This window comes from Cupriavidus sp. GW821-FHT02F09 (genome assembly GCF_059421605.1).
The window spans coordinates 1-19,020 of record NZ_JBWKVH010000013.1 but is presented as its reverse complement, the minus strand read 5'-3'; the positions used below and the strand labels follow the sequence as shown (position 1 = coordinate 19,020).

The 19,020-nt window shown below is 66.3% G+C and carries 21 protein-coding genes; 9 read left to right on the top strand and 12 right to left on the bottom strand.

The window, feature by feature from the left end; all coding sequences use genetic code 11:
- Window positions 1–198: 198 nt before the first annotated feature.
- Genes gspK through gspG form a run of 5 tightly spaced genes read right to left on the bottom strand, consistent with a single transcriptional unit; the run spans window position 199 to window position 3,371 of the window.
- Window positions 199–1,230, bottom strand: a complete 1,032-nt coding sequence (gspK, locus tag AC07XB_RS16590; protein WP_492375229.1) for a type II secretion system minor pseudopilin GspK — start codon at window positions 1,228–1,230, stop codon at window positions 199–201.
- Complete coding sequence (locus AC07XB_RS16585) at window positions 1,227–1,898, bottom strand: PulJ/GspJ family protein (RefSeq protein WP_492375228.1); 672 nt, start codon at window positions 1,896–1,898, stop codon at window positions 1,227–1,229. Before AC07XB_RS16585 ends, gspK begins: the two co-directional genes overlap by 4 nt.
- A 49-nt stretch (window positions 1,899–1,947) precedes the next feature.
- Complete coding sequence (gene gspI / locus AC07XB_RS16580; protein ID WP_492375227.1) at window positions 1,948–2,376, bottom strand: type II secretion system minor pseudopilin GspI; 429 nt, start codon at window positions 2,374–2,376, stop codon at window positions 1,948–1,950.
- Complete coding sequence (locus AC07XB_RS16575) at window positions 2,373–2,867, bottom strand: GspH/FimT family pseudopilin (protein WP_492828728.1); 495 nt, start codon at window positions 2,865–2,867, stop codon at window positions 2,373–2,375. The genes gspI and AC07XB_RS16575 overlap by 4 nt, the downstream gene beginning before the upstream one ends.
- A 36-nt stretch (window positions 2,868–2,903) precedes the next feature.
- On the bottom strand, window positions 2,904–3,371 hold the full coding sequence (gene gspG / locus AC07XB_RS16570) for a type II secretion system major pseudopilin GspG (RefSeq protein WP_441637549.1): 468 nt from the start codon (window positions 3,369–3,371) through the stop codon (window positions 2,904–2,906).
- Window positions 3,372–3,644: 273 nt separating this feature from the next.
- On the opposite strand from gspG, the gene AC07XB_RS16565 reads away from it, so the two are divergent.
- From AC07XB_RS16565 to AC07XB_RS16555, 3 genes are all read left to right on the top strand, one after another.
- Window positions 3,645–4,256 carry a type II secretion system protein N gene (locus AC07XB_RS16565; RefSeq protein WP_492375225.1) on the top strand — a complete coding sequence of 204 codons (612 nt, stop codon included), beginning with the start codon at window positions 3,645–3,647 and terminating at the stop codon, window positions 4,254–4,256.
- Between the two features lie 162 nt (window positions 4,257–4,418).
- A complete protein-coding gene (locus AC07XB_RS16560; RefSeq protein WP_492375224.1) occupies window positions 4,419–4,991 on the top strand; it encodes an EF-hand domain-containing protein in 573 nt (190 codons plus the stop codon).
- 399 nt (window positions 4,992–5,390) lie between these two features.
- On the top strand, window positions 5,391–5,882 hold the full coding sequence (locus AC07XB_RS16555; RefSeq protein WP_043352404.1) for an Lrp/AsnC family transcriptional regulator: 492 nt from the start codon (window positions 5,391–5,393) through the stop codon (window positions 5,880–5,882).
- Between the two features lie 81 nt (window positions 5,883–5,963).
- On the opposite strand, the gene AC07XB_RS16550 is transcribed toward AC07XB_RS16555, so the two are convergent.
- On the bottom strand, window positions 5,964–6,662 hold the full coding sequence (locus AC07XB_RS16550; protein ID WP_441637517.1) for a GNAT family N-acetyltransferase: 699 nt from the start codon (window positions 6,660–6,662) through the stop codon (window positions 5,964–5,966).
- Between the two features lie 416 nt (window positions 6,663–7,078).
- Between AC07XB_RS16550 and kefF the strand changes: the two genes are divergently transcribed.
- Window positions 7,079–7,660, top strand: a complete 582-nt coding sequence (gene kefF / locus AC07XB_RS16545; protein WP_492828731.1) for a glutathione-regulated potassium-efflux system oxidoreductase KefF — start codon at window positions 7,079–7,081, stop codon at window positions 7,658–7,660.
- 10 nt (window positions 7,661–7,670) lie between these two features.
- The gene (gene kefC / locus AC07XB_RS16540) at window positions 7,671–9,485 is read left to right on the top strand and encodes a glutathione-regulated potassium-efflux system protein KefC (protein WP_492828733.1); all 1,815 of its coding nucleotides are present in this window, start codon (window positions 7,671–7,673) and stop codon (window positions 9,483–9,485) included.
- Window positions 9,486–9,534: 49 nt separating this feature from the next.
- Here kefC and AC07XB_RS16535 read toward each other — a convergent pair whose 3' ends face one another.
- Together AC07XB_RS16535 and AC07XB_RS16530 are read right to left on the bottom strand one after the other, a co-directional pair.
- Window positions 9,535–10,173, bottom strand: coding sequence for a TetR/AcrR family transcriptional regulator (locus AC07XB_RS16535; RefSeq protein ID WP_043350405.1), 639 nt, complete (start codon window positions 10,171–10,173; stop codon window positions 9,535–9,537).
- Window positions 10,174–10,196: 23 nt separating this feature from the next.
- Window positions 10,197–10,991, bottom strand: coding sequence for a DUF1835 domain-containing protein (locus AC07XB_RS16530; RefSeq protein ID WP_492375221.1), 795 nt, complete (start codon window positions 10,989–10,991; stop codon window positions 10,197–10,199).
- Between the two features lie 284 nt (window positions 10,992–11,275).
- Here AC07XB_RS16530 and AC07XB_RS16525 point away from each other — a divergent pair, with 284 nt between their 5' ends.
- Together AC07XB_RS16525 and AC07XB_RS16520 are read left to right on the top strand one after the other, a co-directional pair.
- Window positions 11,276–12,121, top strand: a complete 846-nt coding sequence (locus AC07XB_RS16525; RefSeq protein ID WP_492375220.1) for a L,D-transpeptidase — start codon at window positions 11,276–11,278, stop codon at window positions 12,119–12,121.
- Between the two features lie 66 nt (window positions 12,122–12,187).
- Entirely contained in the window at window positions 12,188–12,658 is a 471-nt protein-coding gene (locus AC07XB_RS16520) for a universal stress protein (RefSeq protein ID WP_492375219.1), read from the top strand.
- Between the two features lie 4 nt (window positions 12,659–12,662).
- On the opposite strand, the gene AC07XB_RS16515 is transcribed toward AC07XB_RS16520, so the two are convergent.
- From AC07XB_RS16515 to AC07XB_RS16505, 3 genes are all read right to left on the bottom strand, one after another.
- On the bottom strand, window positions 12,663–12,941 hold the full coding sequence (locus AC07XB_RS16515; protein WP_183032748.1) for a DUF1488 family protein: 279 nt from the start codon (window positions 12,939–12,941) through the stop codon (window positions 12,663–12,665).
- A gap of 92 nt (window positions 12,942–13,033) precedes the next feature.
- The gene (locus tag AC07XB_RS16510) at window positions 13,034–15,133 is read right to left on the bottom strand and encodes an FUSC family protein (RefSeq protein WP_492375218.1); all 2,100 of its coding nucleotides are present in this window, start codon (window positions 15,131–15,133) and stop codon (window positions 13,034–13,036) included.
- Window positions 15,134–15,685: 552 nt separating this feature from the next.
- Entirely contained in the window at window positions 15,686–16,933 is a 1,248-nt protein-coding gene (locus tag AC07XB_RS16505) for a nucleoside recognition domain-containing protein (protein WP_492375217.1), read from the bottom strand.
- A 308-nt stretch (window positions 16,934–17,241) separates the two neighbouring features.
- Here AC07XB_RS16505 and AC07XB_RS16500 point away from each other — a divergent pair, with 308 nt between their 5' ends.
- Both AC07XB_RS16500 and AC07XB_RS16495 read left to right on the top strand, forming a co-directional pair.
- Window positions 17,242–17,958, top strand: coding sequence for a GntR family transcriptional regulator (locus AC07XB_RS16500; RefSeq protein WP_492375216.1), 717 nt, complete (start codon window positions 17,242–17,244; stop codon window positions 17,956–17,958).
- Window positions 17,959–18,180: 222 nt separating this feature from the next.
- Window positions 18,181–18,351: a hypothetical protein gene (locus AC07XB_RS16495; protein ID WP_492375215.1), complete on the top strand. Its 171-nt coding sequence runs from the start codon at window positions 18,181–18,183 to the stop codon at window positions 18,349–18,351.
- A gap of 9 nt (window positions 18,352–18,360) precedes the next feature.
- Here AC07XB_RS16495 and AC07XB_RS16490 read toward each other — a convergent pair whose 3' ends face one another.
- Window positions 18,361–18,756 (bottom strand): DUF488 domain-containing protein, encoded by a 396-nt coding sequence (locus AC07XB_RS16490; protein ID WP_492375214.1) that lies wholly within the window; start codon window positions 18,754–18,756, stop codon window positions 18,361–18,363.
- Window positions 18,757–19,020: the final 264 nt, after the last annotated feature.

Genomic DNA, 19,020 nt, shown 5'->3' with positions numbered 1-19,020 from the left:
GGCGTCAATACGTATCTGTCTGATACTGCTGGCCAAACACCCGGGAAGGGCGCCGGCAGGTGTTTCGCGGCGCGCCTGGGAGGCCCGGGCCTGCCCCTTGTGGCCACCTACGCTAACCCTTTTCGTCCCGCGCGATCCGACAGCATGATCCCAAAATCCGCCAGCCACGACGGCCACACGGACGAGGGGTTGCACGCATCAGCGCTGCTCCGGCATCCGGTCGATATCGCGCACCCAGACCACCCGGGTGGTATTGGCATTGCCGAGCACTTCGCCGCGGTAGACCAGCGAGACCTGCATGCGGCTGGCGCGCTCGTGGCGGATCAGCCCGTAGATCAGGAAATAGTGGGTGCGTACGTCGAGCGTGCTGGTGGCGGCGTTGGGGTCGGCCTGCGGCGCCAGCGTGCGCAATTGCGTTTGCAGGTCGCCAATGTTGTTGAAATAGGCGCGGTCGCGCTGGCGCACCACTTCGCGGGCGCGGTCCAGCGGCAGCTTGTCGATCACGGCGGCGAGCACTTCGGCCTCGGCGGTATTGGCATTGACGAGCGTGCGCTCGGGCAGCACGTCGACGAAGGGCGCCAGCGCGGCCACGATCTCCGGCGTGTAGCCCGGGATGGCGAGCAGGTCGTTGACGTCGTCGGGCGCGCGCAGCCCGCGCTGGCTGTCACTGCTGCCGCCGTTGCTGGCGCCGGCGGCGCTTACCAGGTAGCGGGCGGTCGGCTCGGCCAGCGAGGCGTTCAGGCCCAGCGTCTGCAGCAGGCGGCGATAGATCGCCAGGCTGGGGGCGTCGATGGTGGCGATCCGGCCTTGGGACTCGCTGGCGGTCCACAGCACGAGGTTGGATAGGTTGAAGCGGGCCTGCGCGTCGAGGATGCGGCCCGACAGGAAGGAGGTTTCGCCTTCCTGGTCGGTGCGCAGGCCGGCGCCGAGGAAGTCCGACAGGCGGGTCTCGGCGATCGGCACTGCCCAGGGCTCACCGAGCTGGTCCACGCTGGTGCGGCGCTGGTCGTCACGCAGGATCAGGCGGGCCCAGTCGACGGCCGCGCGCTCGATCCAGCTGGCCTGGGCCAGCAGGCGCTGGTTCTCGATGGAGCGGATCTGCACCTGCTGGCGCCAGAGCATGCCGGATACCACCACGACCGCCAGCGTGACCACCAGCAGGGCCGTGACCACGGCGGCGCCGCGCTGGCGGCGGCCGGCCGGCACAAGGGGAGCGATGCGCTTGCTCATAGGCCGGTCATGCAGATTTTCTGGAAGCGCCGCGGCGTGTCGCCGTCGCCCATGCGCGCCGTGAGGTTGAGCTCGATCGCACGCACCGCCGTGGTGGCTACGCCCAGGCTGGCGCTCACGCCGGAGGCGGCCACCGCGCTGGCGCTGGCGTTGCCGCTGAGCAGCGCGGCGGCGATGCGGCCGTTTTCGGCCTGCCAGCCACCGGGTTCGACCCAGACGCGCGCCGACAGGCTGTCGGCATCGCCGACCAGCGGCCGCGCCAGGTTTGCGCCGCCGCCAGCCTGGCGCAGCGTGATCATCGCGGCCTGCACCGCGCTGCGGTTGTCCGCCGGCGGGCTGGCAGCGCGCACCACGGTGTTGCCGTTGAGGCGATAGGCGATGACTTGCCACTGGCTGGGGCGGCCCTCGTCTCGGCGGTCGCGCACCATCAGCAACAGGCCGTTGCCGAGCTCTACCGGGCTGCCCTGCAGCAGGGTCGGGCTGGTCAGGTGCTCGCAGTCGGACTGGAACTGGCCGTATAGCAGCTTGAGCGTATTGAGGCGGTTGTCGTGGTCGGTCAGGCGCTCGCGGCCGCGCGTCATCGCGTCCAGGCCGCGCCAGGCGATCACGGCGATCACTGCCAGCAAGGTGATCGCCACCAGCATTTCCAGCAGTGTGAAGCCGCGCATGGCCACGGCCGGGCGCGGCCGCCCAAGGCACTTAAAGCGCTTAACGCGTTCAGAGCAGGTTGCGCGTTTCATTGGGAACGATGGTGACCAGCCAGGCCAGGCGCACGGATTTGTCGGCGCCGGACGGGTAGACCGCGATCTCGACGCGGCGGAAAGAGGGGTTGGGCGTGCCCGAGATGGTTTCTTCGCAGTACAGCTCCACACCGCCTTGCGGGCAGGCGTAGCCGCGCGTGCCGGGCTCGGGCCAGGTCTTGGACAGGCGCAGGGTGGCGAGGTGGTTCTCGGCGCTCCACTCGGCCAGCATGCGGGTCTGCAAGGCGGAGCCCGCCTCGATCATCGACCCCATCGCGCGCATGGCGGCGGTCAGCGCCACGGCCAGGATGGTCAGGGCGACCAGCACTTCGATCAGGGTGAAGCCGCGCACCGGCAAGCACCGGGCGCTGCGCGCACAGGGGGGGGAGTTGGGGTGGCGCGTCATGGCGTGCTGGCGAAGTAGCGGCCGGCGCCGTCGCTGGCCACATCGATGCGAATGCCGCCGCGCACCAGCACGACATGCTGGGGACCTTCGATCAGCTCGCGCCCGAACACCAGGCGCGCGCCGCCGTTGCCGCGCCCGCCTTCGGTGACGGCCACGCCGTCGAGCTGCAGGCGCCATTTGGTCGGCGCGAACACGTCCCCGGCGAGCGGGGCCCAGCCGGCCGGCGTGGCTTGCAGGAAACGCCAGCCGACCGTATCGGCCTCCCAGGCAATCGGCCGGGCGCGCAGCTGGGCTTCTTCCTGAGCGAGCTCGAACAGCCGCGCAATGCGCTGTCCGTCGTCGAGCACGCGGCCGCGCTCATTGGGCGCGGCATTGACGGCGACCAGCGAGATCACGATGCCGGCGATGACCATCACCACCAGCAGTTCCAGCAAGGTGAAGCCGCGGGCGCGATGGCCGTGAAGCCGCCCTGCCTGTGGCCAGGTGCTCATGGCTGCGCGCCTGGCCCGGATCATGGCAGTGGTTCCTTATTCCCAGTTGCCGATATCGGCGTCGTTGCCACTGCCGCCAGCCTGGCCGTCGGCGCCGAAGCTGAACACGTCGATCTCGCCGCGCACGCCCGGGTTCAGGTACTGGTACGGATGGCCCCAGGGATCCTTGGGCAGCTTTTCCAGATAGCCGCCACCCTTCCAGTTGTTGGGCACGGGCTCGGTGGTGGGCTTGGCCACCAGTGCCGCAAGGCCTTGCTCGGTGGTGGGATAGCGGCTGTTGTCCAGGCGGTACAGCTTGAGCGCCTGCATGATCGAGGAAATGTCCTGGCGCGCGGCGACGATGCGGGCTTCGTCGGGGCGGCTCATGATCTTCGGGACCACCAGCGCGGCCAGCACGCCGAGGATCACGATCACGACCATGATTTCGATCAGGGTAAAGCCGCGGACACGGCGGCGGCCGAGGCGGGGGGAAGAGTCGGGAAGGGTGGCAACGTTCCTGCGCATCATGGTTAGCCTTATGGAATATCTGGCGGAGCGCCTGCTTACATCCGCGTTGCATCCGCGTGGCGGCGATCCAGTGGTCAAACAGTATAACCGCCACTTCATGACGACTTTGCGAGCGAGTGCTTGCATGTTCACCCGCGGCAAAACGGCGCGGGATGCGCGCAACGCATCGTTTTGCCTTGGCGTGCCGATGCGTCGCGGGCCTGACGGAGGCAGACAGCTGTCATGCGGCTCTGGTAGGCTTGGTGTTTTGATGCCTACCAGCCCACTTCCGTGCAACTCTCCTTGCGGCCTGCCCTTCGCTTCAACCCCTCCAGCCTCTGGCTGCCGCGACTGGCCGCGCTCGTGCTGTTCGTTGCGCTATGCGCCCTGGCTACCCGCTGGGCGCTGACCTTCAGCGCGATGCAGACCATTGCCGTGCCGAACGCGGCCCGCGTGGCGCAGACCGAGGCGGTGGAGACCGGCGCGGCCGGCACGCTGTTTGGCGGCAACGCGCAGTCCGGCGTGCGCGATGTGCAGTTGATCGGGGTGGTAGCCGACATTGGCAGCGGTGCCGGGGCGGCCATTGTCTCGCTGGATGGCGGCCCGGCCAAGGCGGTGCGCGCGGGCACCGCGCTGTCCCCGCAGATCCGGCTGACGGAAGTCCGTGATCGTGGGGTTGTGATCGAGCGCAATGGCGTGCGCCAGGAAATCGCGCTGCCGGTCCCGGCCATCGTCACGCGCGGCCCCGCGGCGGCCCCGCAGCCGGCTTTGCCGGCAGGCGCGGCGGCGCCGCTATCCACGCCGATGCCGGTGCCCGCCACGCCCATCCCCGCACCGCCGCTGCAGTCCTTGCCGCAGCAGCCGTCCCAGGGCGGTAACGAACCTATCTCTGCTAAAGACTGATTTGTAACAGCGCTGCGCCAACTTGTTTACGTTACTTTCAGCGGCTTACGCCGGCGGTGCTTAACTGTGAGCCGCGTAACAACGTATTAGGCGGACCAACTTTCCAGCCTGGCGTGCGCTCTAATCCTTACCAGTCCACCGAGACGAAAAAGGAGCAAAGACATGCAAGGCAATCTCAAGGCACGTTCGATCCGGAATTTCATGGCCGCTTCGGCGGTGTTCCTGGCGATGGGCGGCGCAGCTTTCGCCCAGACCACTGCCCCCGCCGCGCCGGGCCCGGGACCTCAGGCGGGTATGCGCCACCATATGGAGCATGGCGGCGGCATGTGGTTCAAATCGATCGATACCGACGGCGATGGCACGATCTCCAAAGCGGAGGCCGACGCGCTCTTCAACAAGATCGACACCAATCACGACGGCAAGCTCGACAAGAGCGAACTGGCTGCCTATCACAAGACGATGATGGAGCAGCGCCGTGCCGAGATGCGGGCCGAGCTCGATGCCCGCTTCAAGGCGGCCGACAAGAATGGCGACGGTGCGCTGACCAAGGCAGAGGTGCAAGCCGGGATGCCTCACCTGGCCAAGTACTTCGACCAGCTCGACACCAACCACGACGGCAAGCTGACGCTGGACGAGATCCACGCTGGCATGCAGAAGATGCACGAGCAGCGGATGCAGCGGATGCCCCGCGGTAGCCAGTCCAACCCGGCAGCGCCGTCGAGCAGCGGTGGCTGATTGAGGCAGGATCCACGGCGCGCCGCGCCGTGGGCAGATGAAAAGAAGCGCGACCGTTGCCGGCCGCGCTTTTTTTTGCTTCGTGGCTGGCGGCTCTGGCCAGTGTTGGCACCATCCTTGCCTTCCGAACGCTCGACCTGCCGGATCAGCGAATAGTCCACGCTCCTGAAGGCCGGAACGTCCGGGGCGATCCGGCCGCATTTGCCATGGCAGTCTCTGACGCCCTGTTCCTGTGCATGGGCCGTACGCCGCGGCGGCATCTTGCACCTGGAAGGCGATCGCGCAGGGCGAAAGGACGCCGGAAGAGACAGGTCGCCATAAAAAATTGCGTACTTGTGCACGGTTTGCTAAATTTGCGCAAAAAAATTGCCGACAAACATATTGCGGAGCAACAATATCGTGAGCAAGGTGGAGCTGGACAAGATCGACAGGAAGATCCTGGAGGTGCTGCAGACCAACGGGAGGCTGACCAACCTGGAAGTGGCCGAGCGCGTGAACCTGTCGCCCAGCCCGTGCCTGCGACGCATCCGCCGGCTGGAGGAGGTTGGCGTGATTCGCCAGTACGCGGCGCTGCTGGAACCCGGCCGGATCGGGCTGGGGCTGCTGGCCTATATCAACGTACGGCTCGAGAAGCACGGGGGCGCGCCCAAAGGCAAGGCGCCGCTGGACTTGTTCCGCGCTGCCATCGAGATCTGGCCGGAAGTGGCCGCCTGCCACGCCATGACCGGGGAGATGGACCTGCTGCTCAAGGTCTACGTGGAAGACATGGAGCATTTCGCACGCTTCATGAAGGACCACTTGCTGGCCCATCCCGCGGTCATCGACGTACGATCGAGCTTCGCCCTCGAATGCATCAAGGACACCACGGCCTTGCCGGTACCAGGAGGCTGAGAGCCTCGCGGTTATCGCCGGCACCAAAGAAAATGGCGCGCCGGGCGGGCGCGCCATCGGTACGATGCCGGCAGGCTTCGCTCAGGCGGTGTGCTTTTGCGGCACCATCGAGCGCCAGAAGCGCAGGCCGAAACGGCGCGCATCGCGCAAGTTGCGGCGCAGCATGTAGTCGAGGTCGGCAACCTGCTCGTCGAGCGCCTCGGTCAGGCGGCTGACGGTATCGGCAGGCGGCAGCTCAAGGTAGGCATCGGCCTCGCCGTACGCATACTGCACCTTCATGCCGGCCTTTTTGGCAATGTGCATCATGGCGGCGTTGCGCGACAGGCAGTGCATGTACAGGGTGCGCACATTGCTGTTGCGGCCGTGCATGGCCGCACGCTCGAACAGCGCGCTGCCAATGCCGCGGCCACGTGCGCTCTGCGACACGGAGACGCCGAACTCGGCGACGCGGCCCTGCGTGTTGTCGCGCAGGTTGGCAAAGTGGCCCACGCCGATCAGTTCCAGGTGCTCGTCGTACACGCCGAACACGGTGTCGTGGTCGAAATCGATGCTGTCGACGTAGGCTTCGATCACATGATCGCCAACCGACTGGCCAAAACGGAGCAGGCGATCCTCCTCGCCCAGGGCGAGGAAATGCTTGAGCAGGCGCGAGCGATGATGCGCAGCCAGTTCGCGCACCAGGGTGGTGGGGCGATGCGAGGCTTGCGCTGCTGCGGCTGCACGGCGGAGATCTTCGTCGGATACGGCCCCGACGGCCTTGCTCAGTTCGAGCGGATTCACTTTGTTTTCCTTGCGACGTAATCAGGTATAAAAATAGCACTCAGCGGGTGTTCGTCCATGCACTTTCGACAAATTGGTCGGGCTACAAGGGCAAACACTATCTTGCTGCAATGCAAAAAGTATTGTAGTGGATTTGTCAGTTCCACGTAAGGTGAGCATCGCATCTACCTTGTTCGATTTTGTAAATTCCAACTAAATCTATATAAATCAATCAGTTATGTGGTGCTTGAAGGGCGCTTTCCGCCCGATGGTGTGGGTTTGCTGCAACGCCGCATACCGGCTTTCGCCGGGCCGGGGCACGGGATTGGCCCTGCTTCGCGGTGGCACAGCCCCGGTTATTCACAGATGTAAGTGCTTTATGCACATCTTTTTGGCCTCGCGACTACTGTTGCGCAGCTGATTTCTCAGGATTTTTCGTGGACCCCAAGGCCGAGCCCCCGATTCTCGTTATCTACGCCCACCCCAGGCCGCAACTGTCGCGCGTCAATCGTCCGCTGGCGGCGGCACTGGAAAGCCTGCCCGGCGTGACCGTGCACGATCTCTACACCAGCTATACCGACTACGACATCGACGTGGTCGCCGAGCAGCGCGCGCTCGCGCGGGCCGGCACGCTGGTGCTGCAGTTCCCGGTGCAGTGGTACAGCATGCCGGCGCTGCTCAAGCTGTGGGTGGACGATGTGCTGGAGAGTGGCTGGGCTTACGGCCCCGGCGGTACGGCGCTGCGTGGCAAGTCCATGCTTGTGGTGGCCAGCACCGGTGGCCACGCCGACTCCTACGGGCCCGACGGCACGCATGGCCACAGCATCGAGGAATACATGCTGCCGCTTGAGCAGACCGCCGTGCTGTGCGGCATGAGCTGGCTGTCGCCACTGGTGCTGCACGATGCCAACCAGGCCGATGCCCAGGCGCTGGCCGACCATATCGGCCGGGTCACCGGTGTGCTGGGCGGCATTGCCGAGGGCGCCCGTGGCGTTGCCTCCAACGCCGCCGCAAGCTGAGGAGCACGCCATGGAACAACACGATTTCCTGGTGGCCCTGGTGGTCTTCCTGGTTGCCGCGGTAGTGGCGGTGCCGGTGGCGCGCCGCTTTGGCCTGGGCGCGGTGCTCGGCTACCTGCTGGCCGGCGTGGCGATCGGCCCGTGGGCCCTGCGGCTGGTGACCAACGTCGAGTCCATCCTGCATTTTTCCGAGTTCGGCGTGGTGCTGATGATGTTCGTGATCGGCCTGGAGCTCGAGCCCAAGAAGCTGTGGGCGCTGCGCCGCGTGATCTTCGGCTATGGCGGCGCCCAGATGGCGGCCTGCGCGATCCTGCTCGGCGGCGTCGCTGCGCTGGTCGGGGCATCGTGGCAGGTCGCGCTGGTGGCGGGCCTGGGGCTGGCGCTGTCGTCCACCGCGATCGCGCTGGCCACGCTGACCGAGCGCAATCTCTTTGGCACGCCGGCGGGCGCCGCCAGCTTCGGCATCCTGCTCTTCCAGGACATCGCCGCGATCCCGATGATCGCGCTGTTGCCGCTGCTGGCTGCCGGTGGCACAGACGCCGGCGCGTCCGGCGCGGGGGGCTGGCTCGGGGCGGCAAAGGCGGTCGGGGTGATCGGCGCCGTGGTGGTGGGCGGGCGCTATCTGGTCCGCCCCGCGCTGCGCTTTATCGCGCGCACCGACATGCGCGAGATGTTCACCGCCTTCGCGCTGCTGCTCGTGGTGGGCATCGCGCTGATGATGGACGCGGTGGGATTGTCGATGGCGCTGGGCACCTTCCTGGCTGGCGTGCTACTGGCGGACTCGGAGTACCGCCATGCGCTGGAAGCCGACCTTGAGCCCTTCAAGGGCCTGTTGCTGGGCTTGTTCTTCATGGCGGTAGGCATGTCGATCGACTTCGGCGTGCTGATGCGCGCGCCGGTGCAGGTGGCAGCCCTGGTGGTTGGCTTCGTGCTGCTCAAGACGCTGGTGCTGGCCCTGCTGGCGCCGCGCTTTGGCATTGCGCGCGGCCAGTGGTTATTGTTTGCGCTGCTGATTTCACAGGGCGGCGAGTTCGCCTTCGTGGTGTTTGGCGTGGCGGGCGGCGCCGGCTTGCTGCCGGCGCGCACCGAGGCGCTGCTGGTGCTGGTGGTGGCGCTGTCGATGGTGGCCACGCCGCTGCTCCTGCTGGCCTTCGACCGGCTGGTGGCGCCACGGCTGGCCCGCCTGGCGCGGCGCCCGGACGACGTGATCGCGCCGCAGGACAACCCCGTGCTGATCGCCGGCTTCGGCCGCTTTGGCCAGATCATCGGCCGCCTGCTCTATGCGCAAGGGATCGGCGTGACCGTGCTGGACCACGATCCCGACCAGATCGAGTTTCTGCGCCAGTACGACTTCAAGGTGTTCTACGGGGACGCCACGCGCATGGACCTGCTTGAATCCGCGGGCGCTGAGCGGGCCCGCATCCTGGTGGTGGCGATCGATGGCATGGAGGACAGCCTCGCGCTGATCGACAGCGTGCGAGCGCGTTTCCCGCACCTGCAGATCTACGCGCGGGCGCGCCATGTGTCGCACGTCTACCAGCTCAAGGACCGCGGCGTGCATTTGTTCGAGCGCGAAGTGTTCGAGGGCTCGCTGTTGCTGGGCCGTCGCGTGCTGGAGGGGCTGGGCTACGATCCCGTGCAGGCCCGCTCGGTCGCGCTGCGCTTTCGCCGGCATAACATCGCGGCGATCGAGCGCTTCTATCCGCATTACACGGACCAGAAGAAGCTGGTCTCGCTGGCGCGCCAGGCGCGCGACGAACTGGAGGAAATGTTCCGCCAGGACCGCGATCAGCGCCGCCAGCGGGAAGAGGAAGACTGGTCCTGAGGTGCCGCGCCGGCGCTGCAATGGCGCCGGCACTGCCTATGAATTTGTGTTACTCGACACCACGCAGCCGCGCTGCGGGTTCTGCGCGCGCACCGGGCAACCCGCCCGCCAGCAGGTCGATCACCATCTCGGCGAACTCCGCGTACGACAGCTTGCCGCCTGGCTTGAGCCAGGTGAAGGTCCAGTTGATCATGCCGAACACCGTCATCGTCAGCGCGGCCTGGTTGTCGCGGGTGACGCGCTCGGGATAGGCCCGGCGCAACTGGCGGGAGAAGGCGGCCACCACGTCGCGCTCGCGCTTGAGGATCTGGTCGCGCTGCTCCTCGGCGAGGAACTTGACGTCGTTGATCAGGGCGACATGCCGGGTCTGCGAGGTCTCGTACTCGGCCAGGAAGGCCCGGATCAGGTTGGAGAAGCTATCCAGCTCGCTGCGTCCCTGGCGTTCCGCCTCCGCCTCGACCTCGGTCACGATCAGCATCAGCCGGCGCGTGTAGCGGTCGAGCAGGTCGAACAGGATCGCCTCCTTGCTCTCGTAATAGTGGTACAGCCGGGCCTTGGAAGTGCCGCAGGCGGCAGCCAGGTCGGCCATCGAGGTGCTGGGGTAGCTGCTGGCGGCAAAGGCGGCGGCAGCCAGGTCCAGGATCTGCTCGCGCTGCGCCTCGAAATCGGGTGCCTTGGTACGGGCCATGGAGACCTTCGCCTTTTCTCTTTTTACTCGCCGCCGGCGGACAGGTTGCGGCGCAACTCGCAGGTCTGCAGGGATTCGGCATTGCCGCGCAGCACCAGCTGGCCGGCGCCAATCAGCTCGCGGCAGCGCCAGAACACAAACCAGTCGCTGGCCAGCAGGCCTTCGATGGCGCCCATCACGCCGCCCACCACTTGCGCGGCCGGCGCCCATTCCAGCGGGGCGCGCTCCAGGATGACTTCGTCGACCGTGTGGTAGGCCGCTGGCACCAGCGTATTGCCCTTCCACAGGCGCACGTCGGCGTTTTCCTTGACGTTCTGCTGCCACTCATAGCCCAGGCGGCCCAGGCGCAGGACCGAGACCGGGGCGATGGTGGAGAAGCGCCGCGCCAGCCGGGCCGCGGGATACATGCCGATAGCGGCCAGGTTGCCGCGCGCGGGCGCTTCCAGCTCGCGCATGTCCATGGCCACTTCATTGATGCGCTGGGGCGACTGGTAGAGGTGAAACACCACCCGGCGCAGCATCAGCTGGTCGGAAGCGCTCTGGCCATGCCAGATGGCAACTTCCAGCTCGTCCTTGCGCAGGCCATGCAGCTGGTCGAGCGCTTGATGCATTTCGGCGGCGAAGTCGATGTCGCTGTGCGGCGCCACGCGCTGCCAGAAACCGGAGCGGATCAGCCCGCTGCTATCGACATCGGCCAGCGGCCCGACGGCGAGGTCGTCGCGAAGCACGACGACCGGGTCGGGCCTGGCGGCCTGGGCGAGGGCTTGCCGTAGCGTGTTGCCCGCTACGTCGCCATTGACGACATGGATGTATTGCATGGGCGTGATTGTATATGGATGCGACCTGCGTAAGGCACGAAACGCGGCGGCTGAGCCGCCACGCTCGGTACGCTGGCGATCCTTCGTCCCCGGGGAAGCGGCGTCCGACATACACAACGGAAATAGTCCGTGCCTTCGCGGTCTATATAAGTAGACCGTCCACCGTTTCGGGACGGTGGCGTCGGAGCGCTTCCGTGCGTGGAGCTTGATCCTGCACAAGGCGCCGCGCCGCGTAAACGTCAACCATGGCGTTTAGCCGCAACGCCTGTCTAAAGGAGGCAATCATGTCGTGCGCTCGCCTCGGGCGGGCCCGCGTCAAAGGTTTTCGGCGCTGGCTCGCTCGCTTCAGACGACGTCTGGCGCCATTGGCGCTAGCCGCGCTGGTGGCGTTCCAGCCACCACTTGCCGCCGCCAATGAGCTCAGCATGGTCCGGCAAGCATTCGCGCAACAAGTGTCCCGCCATCTCAGCCTCCCGGCGGCCGTCGCCGTGCGGTATGCCGGCTTGCTGGCGTCCGCGCTACAGGCAGACGGGCGGGAGGCCGATGCGGGTGACTGGGCTGTGCTGGTCGATCGCAACCCGCGCGTCCAGGCCGCCATGCTGTTCGCGCGGCCCGCCGACGATGCGCCCTGGCAGTGGGTGGGCGCCGCGCCCGTCTCGACAGGCAAGCCAGGCACTTTCGATCATTTCATCACCCCGACCGGTGTATTCAGCCACAGCATGGACAACATGGATTTCCGTGCCGAGGGTACCTACAACGAAAACGGCATCCGCGGCTACGGCGTCAGCGGGATGCGCATCTATGACTTCGGCTGGGTCGATGCCCAACGTGGCTGGGGCAAGGGCGGGGAGAGCCAGATGCGCTTGCAGATGCATGCCACCGATCCGGACCGGCTTGAGTCTCGGCTGGGCCACCCGGCTTCCAAGGGATGCGTGCGGATCCCCGCCACCCTGAATCGCCTCCTTGACCACTATGGTCTGCTGGATGCCGACTACCTGGCCGCTGCGCAGCGCGGTGACTCGCTTTGGGTCCTGGCGCCGGGCCGGGCGCCGGTGGCCCGGCCCGGGCGCTACCTCGTGATTGTGGACTCGGGCGCGCACGGAACGTCCGCGTCGCGCGGGGGCGAGTAGTATCGAATCCGGCGGAATGCGATGCCGCTTCCGCCACTATCCGTTGTTCTACTGGAGAAAATGGCAATGACGAATGCGGCTTATAAGAAGATTGTGGTGGCAGTGGATGGCAGTGCAACCTCCGACCTGGCGCTTGCCGAGGCAATCCGGATCGCGGGCACCGGGGGCGCGCAAGTCCTCGCCTTGTATGTCGTGGACAACGGCCAGCTTATGTTCGACGTTGCGTATTACGACCCAACGCCCGTGCAGCAAGCGCTGGCCGACAGCGGCGAACGCGCGCTGGCGGCTGCCGCGCAACGCCTGAGCGCGCAGGGCGTGCGCCATGAAACGCGGCTGGTCACCCAGCAGACCGTGGGGGGCGACATTGCCAGCGCGGTAAACGATGCCGCAGCTGAATGGGGCGCAGACCTCATCGTGATCGGCACCCACGGCCGGCGTGGCGTGCGCAGGCTGGTCCTGGGCAGCGTGGCCGAGTCCGTGATCCGGCAGGCCAGCGTGCCGGTGCTCCTGGTGCGCGGCCAGGCGGCGGAAGGCTGAGCCTTCAGCCTGCGAATCGGATGTGCCCGCTACGTAACAGGATTTCCCGCGCCTGGGTGAGTTCGAACAGGCCTTCGGCAATGCGTTCGATGCGCTGCCGGTGGCTGGTAAACGCCCGCACCAGATCCTCCTCGCGTGGGGAGCGGGCGCCGAAATGGGTCTCGAGCGCCTCGGCCGTGATCGAATACAAGGTGGGTTGCCCGTTGACAGTGGCGGGGCAGGAGAGGGTCAGGCTAGCCGCACAGTAGGTGGGGACGCTGCGGGGAAAGGAAATTTCGGGCATGGCGTGCCTCACACCGGTCACTGAGGAATGGAACCATTCTAGGAGATGGTTCCGATCCGCGATGAACGCAGAGTGCTGGGCTTTGACCGTCATCAACCCGGATAGGGCAAATGCGGGCCGTTGGGCCTGGGCTGGCCGCCGGCCAGCCGGTGCACGGCGGCCACGGCTGCGTGGGCGGTGTTGATCTGGGCCGAGGCGAAGCCGGCCTGTTCAACCAGAAACCGGTCCAGCGGTGCCGCGGAATCCGGCAGGAACCCGCTTGCAAGCGAAGTCACGCCTGCGCCGGGGTTGGCTGCCAGGTCGGACAGCCGTGCGGCGAGGCCTTGCAGGACGGCCTGCGTGGCCGGTTCCGGCTGGCTCTTGCCTGCTTGGGCCTCTAGCCCGGCGCGCACCAAGCCAGCCAGCGCTGCCATGCGCCGCAAGGCCAGGTGCAGCTGGGCGTACTCGCGGGCCAACTCTGGAGCGAGCTCTGCCACACCCTGCTGCAAGGTTTGATCCGCCCGGCTGGAGGTACGCCCGGCCGCCATGCGCAAGGCTTCCAGCCGTGTCTGCGTCGGCGCGGGCGAGCGGGTGGGCGAGGCAGTGAACGCGCTGGCGCCGGCAAATGCGGCCCGCAGGTACGTTGTGTTTGCCACCAGCGCGTCGAGGCTATGGCGATACACCCGCGACAGCTCGGCCCGCGGCGCCAGCACATAGTAGCTAGCCAGGGCGATCAGGCAGCCCAGCGCCGTGTCGATGCCTCGCAGTGCGGCAAAGTGGCTGCTGTCCGCCGCTGGAGCCCCGACCCACGAGAACAGGATCACTGCGGGCGTCAGGCACATTGCGAAGGCCCCGGGACTGCCGGCGAGCCGGCACGTATAGGCGGCAGCCAGGCAGGCCGCGCTGATTGCCAGGGCCAGCGGCGCCGGCGGGTGGGCCAGGCCGATGGCACAGGCCAGCAGCGCGCCGGCCAGGGAACCCGCGAAGCGCAGGAACGAGATCCTGCGCGTGGTTTGCAACTGGGGGCTAAGCACCATGATGACGGTGACCGCTACCCAGTATCCGTGATCGACTCTCCAGAACTGCGCCGGCATCAGGCTCAGGCCGCCAGCCAGCGCCAGCCGCACCGCATGGCGGGCCACGCGGGCATCGCGGGCGGTGTGCTCCGCAACCACGGCGCGCCAGCGTTGCCATGTCCGGCGCATGGCGCGCCGCGGCCAACGGTACTCGCGGCGCCAGTCGCCGAAGGCCGGATAGCGGGCCAGTGCGCTCAGCGCAGCCTGGTACAACGGCGGCGCCCCGGCATTGGCCAGCGGTGCATGCAGCCGGCGCAGTTCGCCGGCCAGCGCCGCGCATAGCGACGGCAAGTCAGGCGCGTGATGGGCCAGACCTTCGCAGACCTGCTCCCGGACATCGGTGACGCAGCGCAGCAAGTGGCGCAGCGGCAGGTGCTCCGCACTGCCCGTGTCACCGGCTTTGGGGCCCGCGTCATCGGCCCGGCTGCGCAGTTCGGCGGCAACGATCAACAGGGCGAACATGGCATCGGCCAGGCTCACCACATAGGCATAGTGCATCAGCCCAAGCGGGTCCCGCAGGCTGCGCCGCATGTTGATCGCCTGATGCGCAGCCTCGATACGCTCGCGGATGTCGCGCTTGGTGGCCGTCGCATCGCCCACGGGCGCATCGGCCGCCAGATCGGAGGCAAAACGCAGCAACGCATCGAACACCGCCAGTATCTCGGCGCGCGGCCGCGTGTCGCGCGCGGATCGGATGAGGGCCAGGCTGACGACGCAGGCGAAGATGCCGCCGAGCAGGAATTCCTGGCTGCGGGCCAACACACGCATGGCCAGTTCGGCCTCGCCCGCTGGTTGCAGGCAGGAGGCGATCAGCACCACATAGAGCAGCTTGGCCGACAGCGCGGGCACGGGGCCGCGGGTCTCGGCCAGCCCGGCGGCCAGCCCGGCGAAAAGCACCACGGCGAGCGCCGTCCATGGCGTCACCGCTGCAGCGGTGCCCAGGGCACATGCGGCGGCACCGCCAATGCCGACGGAGCCCAGTGCCGCCAGCCGTTCGGCGGCGGTGCCGCGGCGGTCGGCCAGGCAGGTCCAGATCGAAGCCGTTGCCGCCCACAGATAGCCCGCTTCCCCGGTGAGCCATCCCGTGCCGGCCAGGACCAGGAACGAGAAGGCGTAGACCAGGCCTCTTTGCAACATCGAGGCATCGGGGCGGGGCAGGCGCAGCGCGGAGATCATGTCGGCAAGAAGGGTGGGCGCTGCGAGGCGGAGATTCGCCCTGCCAGGCGCAAGAGACAGGTTGACTCTACGGGATCGAATGTTGCGTCGCAACATTTTGCGCGAAATTCGAGGTTTCACCCCGGAGCGGTGCGGCCTGGCCTTCTCATGGTGCAGCGGCTGAGCTTCTTTGGTGCGCTGGGCAGGATCGGCTGCGGCCGATGCCGTGAGCCGCCACAGCAATGGCAAACCATGGCGATTGGCAAAACGCGGGCAAAAAAAACCCGCGCAGTTTCGTGCGCGGGCTGGAATCCACCGAGGTGGTGGAGGAGACAGACTCCACTATATATGATTTGTTGCGTCGCACCAAGCGGCATGTAGGCCAAGCGTGTCTGGCTTCACAAACATGTTGTATGTGAGCAACAAAGTAGCGGCTTAATACATCGAAAGCTCGTCTTCTATCATCTTTCGCCCTGTTTTCGTCGAGTGTTTGTCGGCAATTCGTCGGTTTTATCGCGGCACGGCGTGCCAGTTTCAGCGGAAGAACAGGTAGGCGATGCCGATCGCGGCGCACAATCCCACAAGATCGGCGAACAAGGCACAGGCAAGCGCGTGCCGTGTGTTGCGGATGTTGACGCTGCCGAAGTACACGGCAAGCACATAGAAGGTGGTTTCGGTCGAGCCCTGGATGATCGCGGCGAGCTTACCCTGGAAGGAGTCGACGCCATAGGTGCTCATGACGTCGATCATCAGCCCGCGGGCGCCCGCGCCAGACAGGATTTTCATCAACCCGACCGGCAGCGCGGGGACGAAGGCGGTGTCCAGGCCCAGCCAAGCAAAAGCGGCGCTCAGGCCCCGCATCAGGACATCCATGCAGCCGGTCACCCGAAACAGCCCGATCGCCACCAGGATTGCCACTAGATAGGGAATGATCTGCACAGCGACGCCGAAGCCTTCCTTGGCGCCGTCGATGAAGGCCTCGTAGACGTTTATGCCGCGTACGGCGCCGCAAATCAGGAAGACCACGATCAACGTCAGGATGAAGCCGCTGCCAGCCAGGGCGGTGGCGGTGCTCACCTGTTCCGGGGGCGCGTGCCGCAGCCAGAGGAAGACTCCGCCGACAGCCGCCGCCAGCAGCCCGAAGGCGGCCAGCACGGCTGGCTTGAGCACGTTGAGCCGCTGCGCCCAAGCCACTGCCAGCAAGCCGGCAACGCAGGACACGCAGGTGGCAAGCAGGGTCGGAAGGAAGATATCCGCGGCATTGAACCCGACCAGGCCTTGCTTGACCGCGATCGCTTGCCGCATGGCGATCACCGAAGTCGGGATCAGCGTCAAGCCAGCCGTGTTCAGCACGATGAACATGATCTGCGCGTTGCTGGCTGTGTCAGCGCGCGGATTGAGCGACTGCAGCTCCCGCATGGCATTGAGGCCGAGCGGCGTCGCCGCATTGTCGAGCCCCAGCATATTGGCCGACACATTCATCATCATCGCGCCCTGGGCCGGGTGGCCCTGCGGAACGCCGGGGAAGAAGTGGCGCAAAAGCGGATTGACCGCCCGCGCAAAGACGTCGACTACGCCGGCGCGTTCGCCAATGCGCATGATGCCCAGCCACAAGCTCATGACGCCCGCCAGGCCAAGCGAAATCTCGAACGCGGTGCGTGCGTTGTCGAACAGGCTTGCGAGCATCGCCGGAAACACCGCGGTATCGCCTGTCGCCACACGAATGCAGGCGACGATGAAGGCGAGCAGGAAGAAGGAGAGCCAGACCAGGTTAAGAGCCATCGGCGAATCGCGGGCGGGGTTTGGGAGAGGCTACGCATCATAGCCTGCCGGACCCGTGCCCACGGCACATGGGCGGCGCGTTGTGCCAGGGCGCGGCGCGCCCTGATGTGAGCCTTGGCATTGGCAATGTGTGTTGCGCAAAAACCGTAGTGCGCCGGTATACAATGCGGACAATGCCGCCGCGGTCGCATTGTCCCTCAGCCTTCCGGGCCAGCGCCGCGGTCCCTGATCCCTTTGACACTCGTTCGCGATGGCTCGCCCGTGCGCCACACCCGAGGACAGTGTCTCGCCGACCCAAGCCAGAATCTATGTCCGACGCCCATGGTACCGAACACGCACTTCCTGGTTCGGATTCCGCCGGCGCCAGTCTTGGCGCCCAGCACTCCCCATTGTTTGCCCTGGTGACCGATACGTTGCGTGAGCGCATCCTCGGCGGGCAGTACAACCAAGGCGAGCGCCTGGTCGAGAACAAGCTTTCCACTGAACTTGGCGTGTCGCGCATCCCCGTGCGGGAAGCGCTGCGCGCGCTTGCCGCCGAAGGCCTGGTGCGCATCGAGCCCCGGCGGGGCGCCTCGGTGGCGACGCTGTCGCCGAACATCGCCAAGGAAATGGTTGAAGTGCGGGCCACCCTGGAGGGGCTTAACGCCAAGCTGGCTGCCCAGCGCCGTGATCCTGCCCTGATCGCCGAACTCAGCGAAGTGCTGCGCCAGGGCACCGAGGCCGCCGCGAGCGGACGCTCGGAGCGTTTCATCGAATTGAACACCCGCTTCCATGAGGTGCTGGGCAATATCGCGGCCAATAGCGTGCTGCAGGATATGGTGCGTACGCTCAGGGAGCGCACAGGCCTGCTGTTCGCACCGGCCAACGTGACGCGTGCCCGGCAGAACTGGGAAGAGCATGCGCAGATCCTGCAGGCCGTCATCGCCGGCGATGCGGATCTGGCGGCGCTGTTGGCGACGCGGCACGTCTATAGCGCCGCCAAGGCAGCCGAAGATGTGGCCGAGGCCGCCGCCACAGGTTCCTGAGCGCTGGTAGATAGTATTCGATATACGGAAGAGATCCCGCACCAGGTCAAGTCAGCACCCGCCGCCACCAGGGCGCTGCTTTTCGTTGATTTCATTGGTATTTCTGGGCGTTCCGGCGGCAACCCAATGCCCCGGAATGGGGCGTTTGCAAGCCTCAGCATGACGCAGTGCACCAAAAATCGGTATACTGTCAATCCTGATGAACCACAATAGGGATTGACCATGGACTACCCGACGCCCGCCTATTTCCGGCAGTCGGTTGGCGAGCAACTGCTGGCCCACTATGCCGAGCGCAACGCTGTGCGTCATCGCACCCCGCTCCTGCCTATCCGCTGGCCAAGCCTGCGTCCCTTGTTCCGCCGCCAGTGCGTGCGCGACCAAAAGGCGGTTTGAGCGCACCGCCTAAGATAGCGCGGCCCCGCGCGCCGCCAGCAGGGCGCGCAATATGGAACGGTGGCATCTTTCCTCGTGTTCGCAATAACAGCCAATCGAGAAGTTCGTTTGCTGTGACATCGCGGCCAGCAGATCCAATGTCCTGCTGGCTTCCGGGCGCGCCATTTCCGCACGAAAATGCCGCTCGAATGCCCGCCATGCCTTTTCATCCCCTCCGCTCTGTATGTCCAAGGCTTGTGCAACCAGTTCGGCGGAGGGCGACAGGTTCGGAAACCACACATCGTAGTAGTCCCGCTTGGCGAACTCGGCTTTCGGCACGCCCCGGGGCGGCCTGCGTACGGTGCCGATGCGGATTCCCTCGTCGGGCTGTCGGGGCGAGCCGAGCTTCACGATGCGAATGGTCATGCAAGTTCCTCCTTCTATATAGAGTGCCCCGCGGGTGTAGCGGACTTCGTCGTGTGCCGCCCGGGCCTGTCCTGCGGCCATAGTTTGCCGCAGCCAGGTGGCCGCCGGCTAGCGCCGTGGCTCGGCGATGCCAACGGGCCTTCATTAGTCTTTTGCAGCACTTTTCTGTTGGTGCCAGAATCATTTCAGAAAACGCTTGCCAAGGCCGAGGGGGTCCCCTATGATTCGCCCCCTCGCAACACGAAACACCGCTGCAAAGCAGAC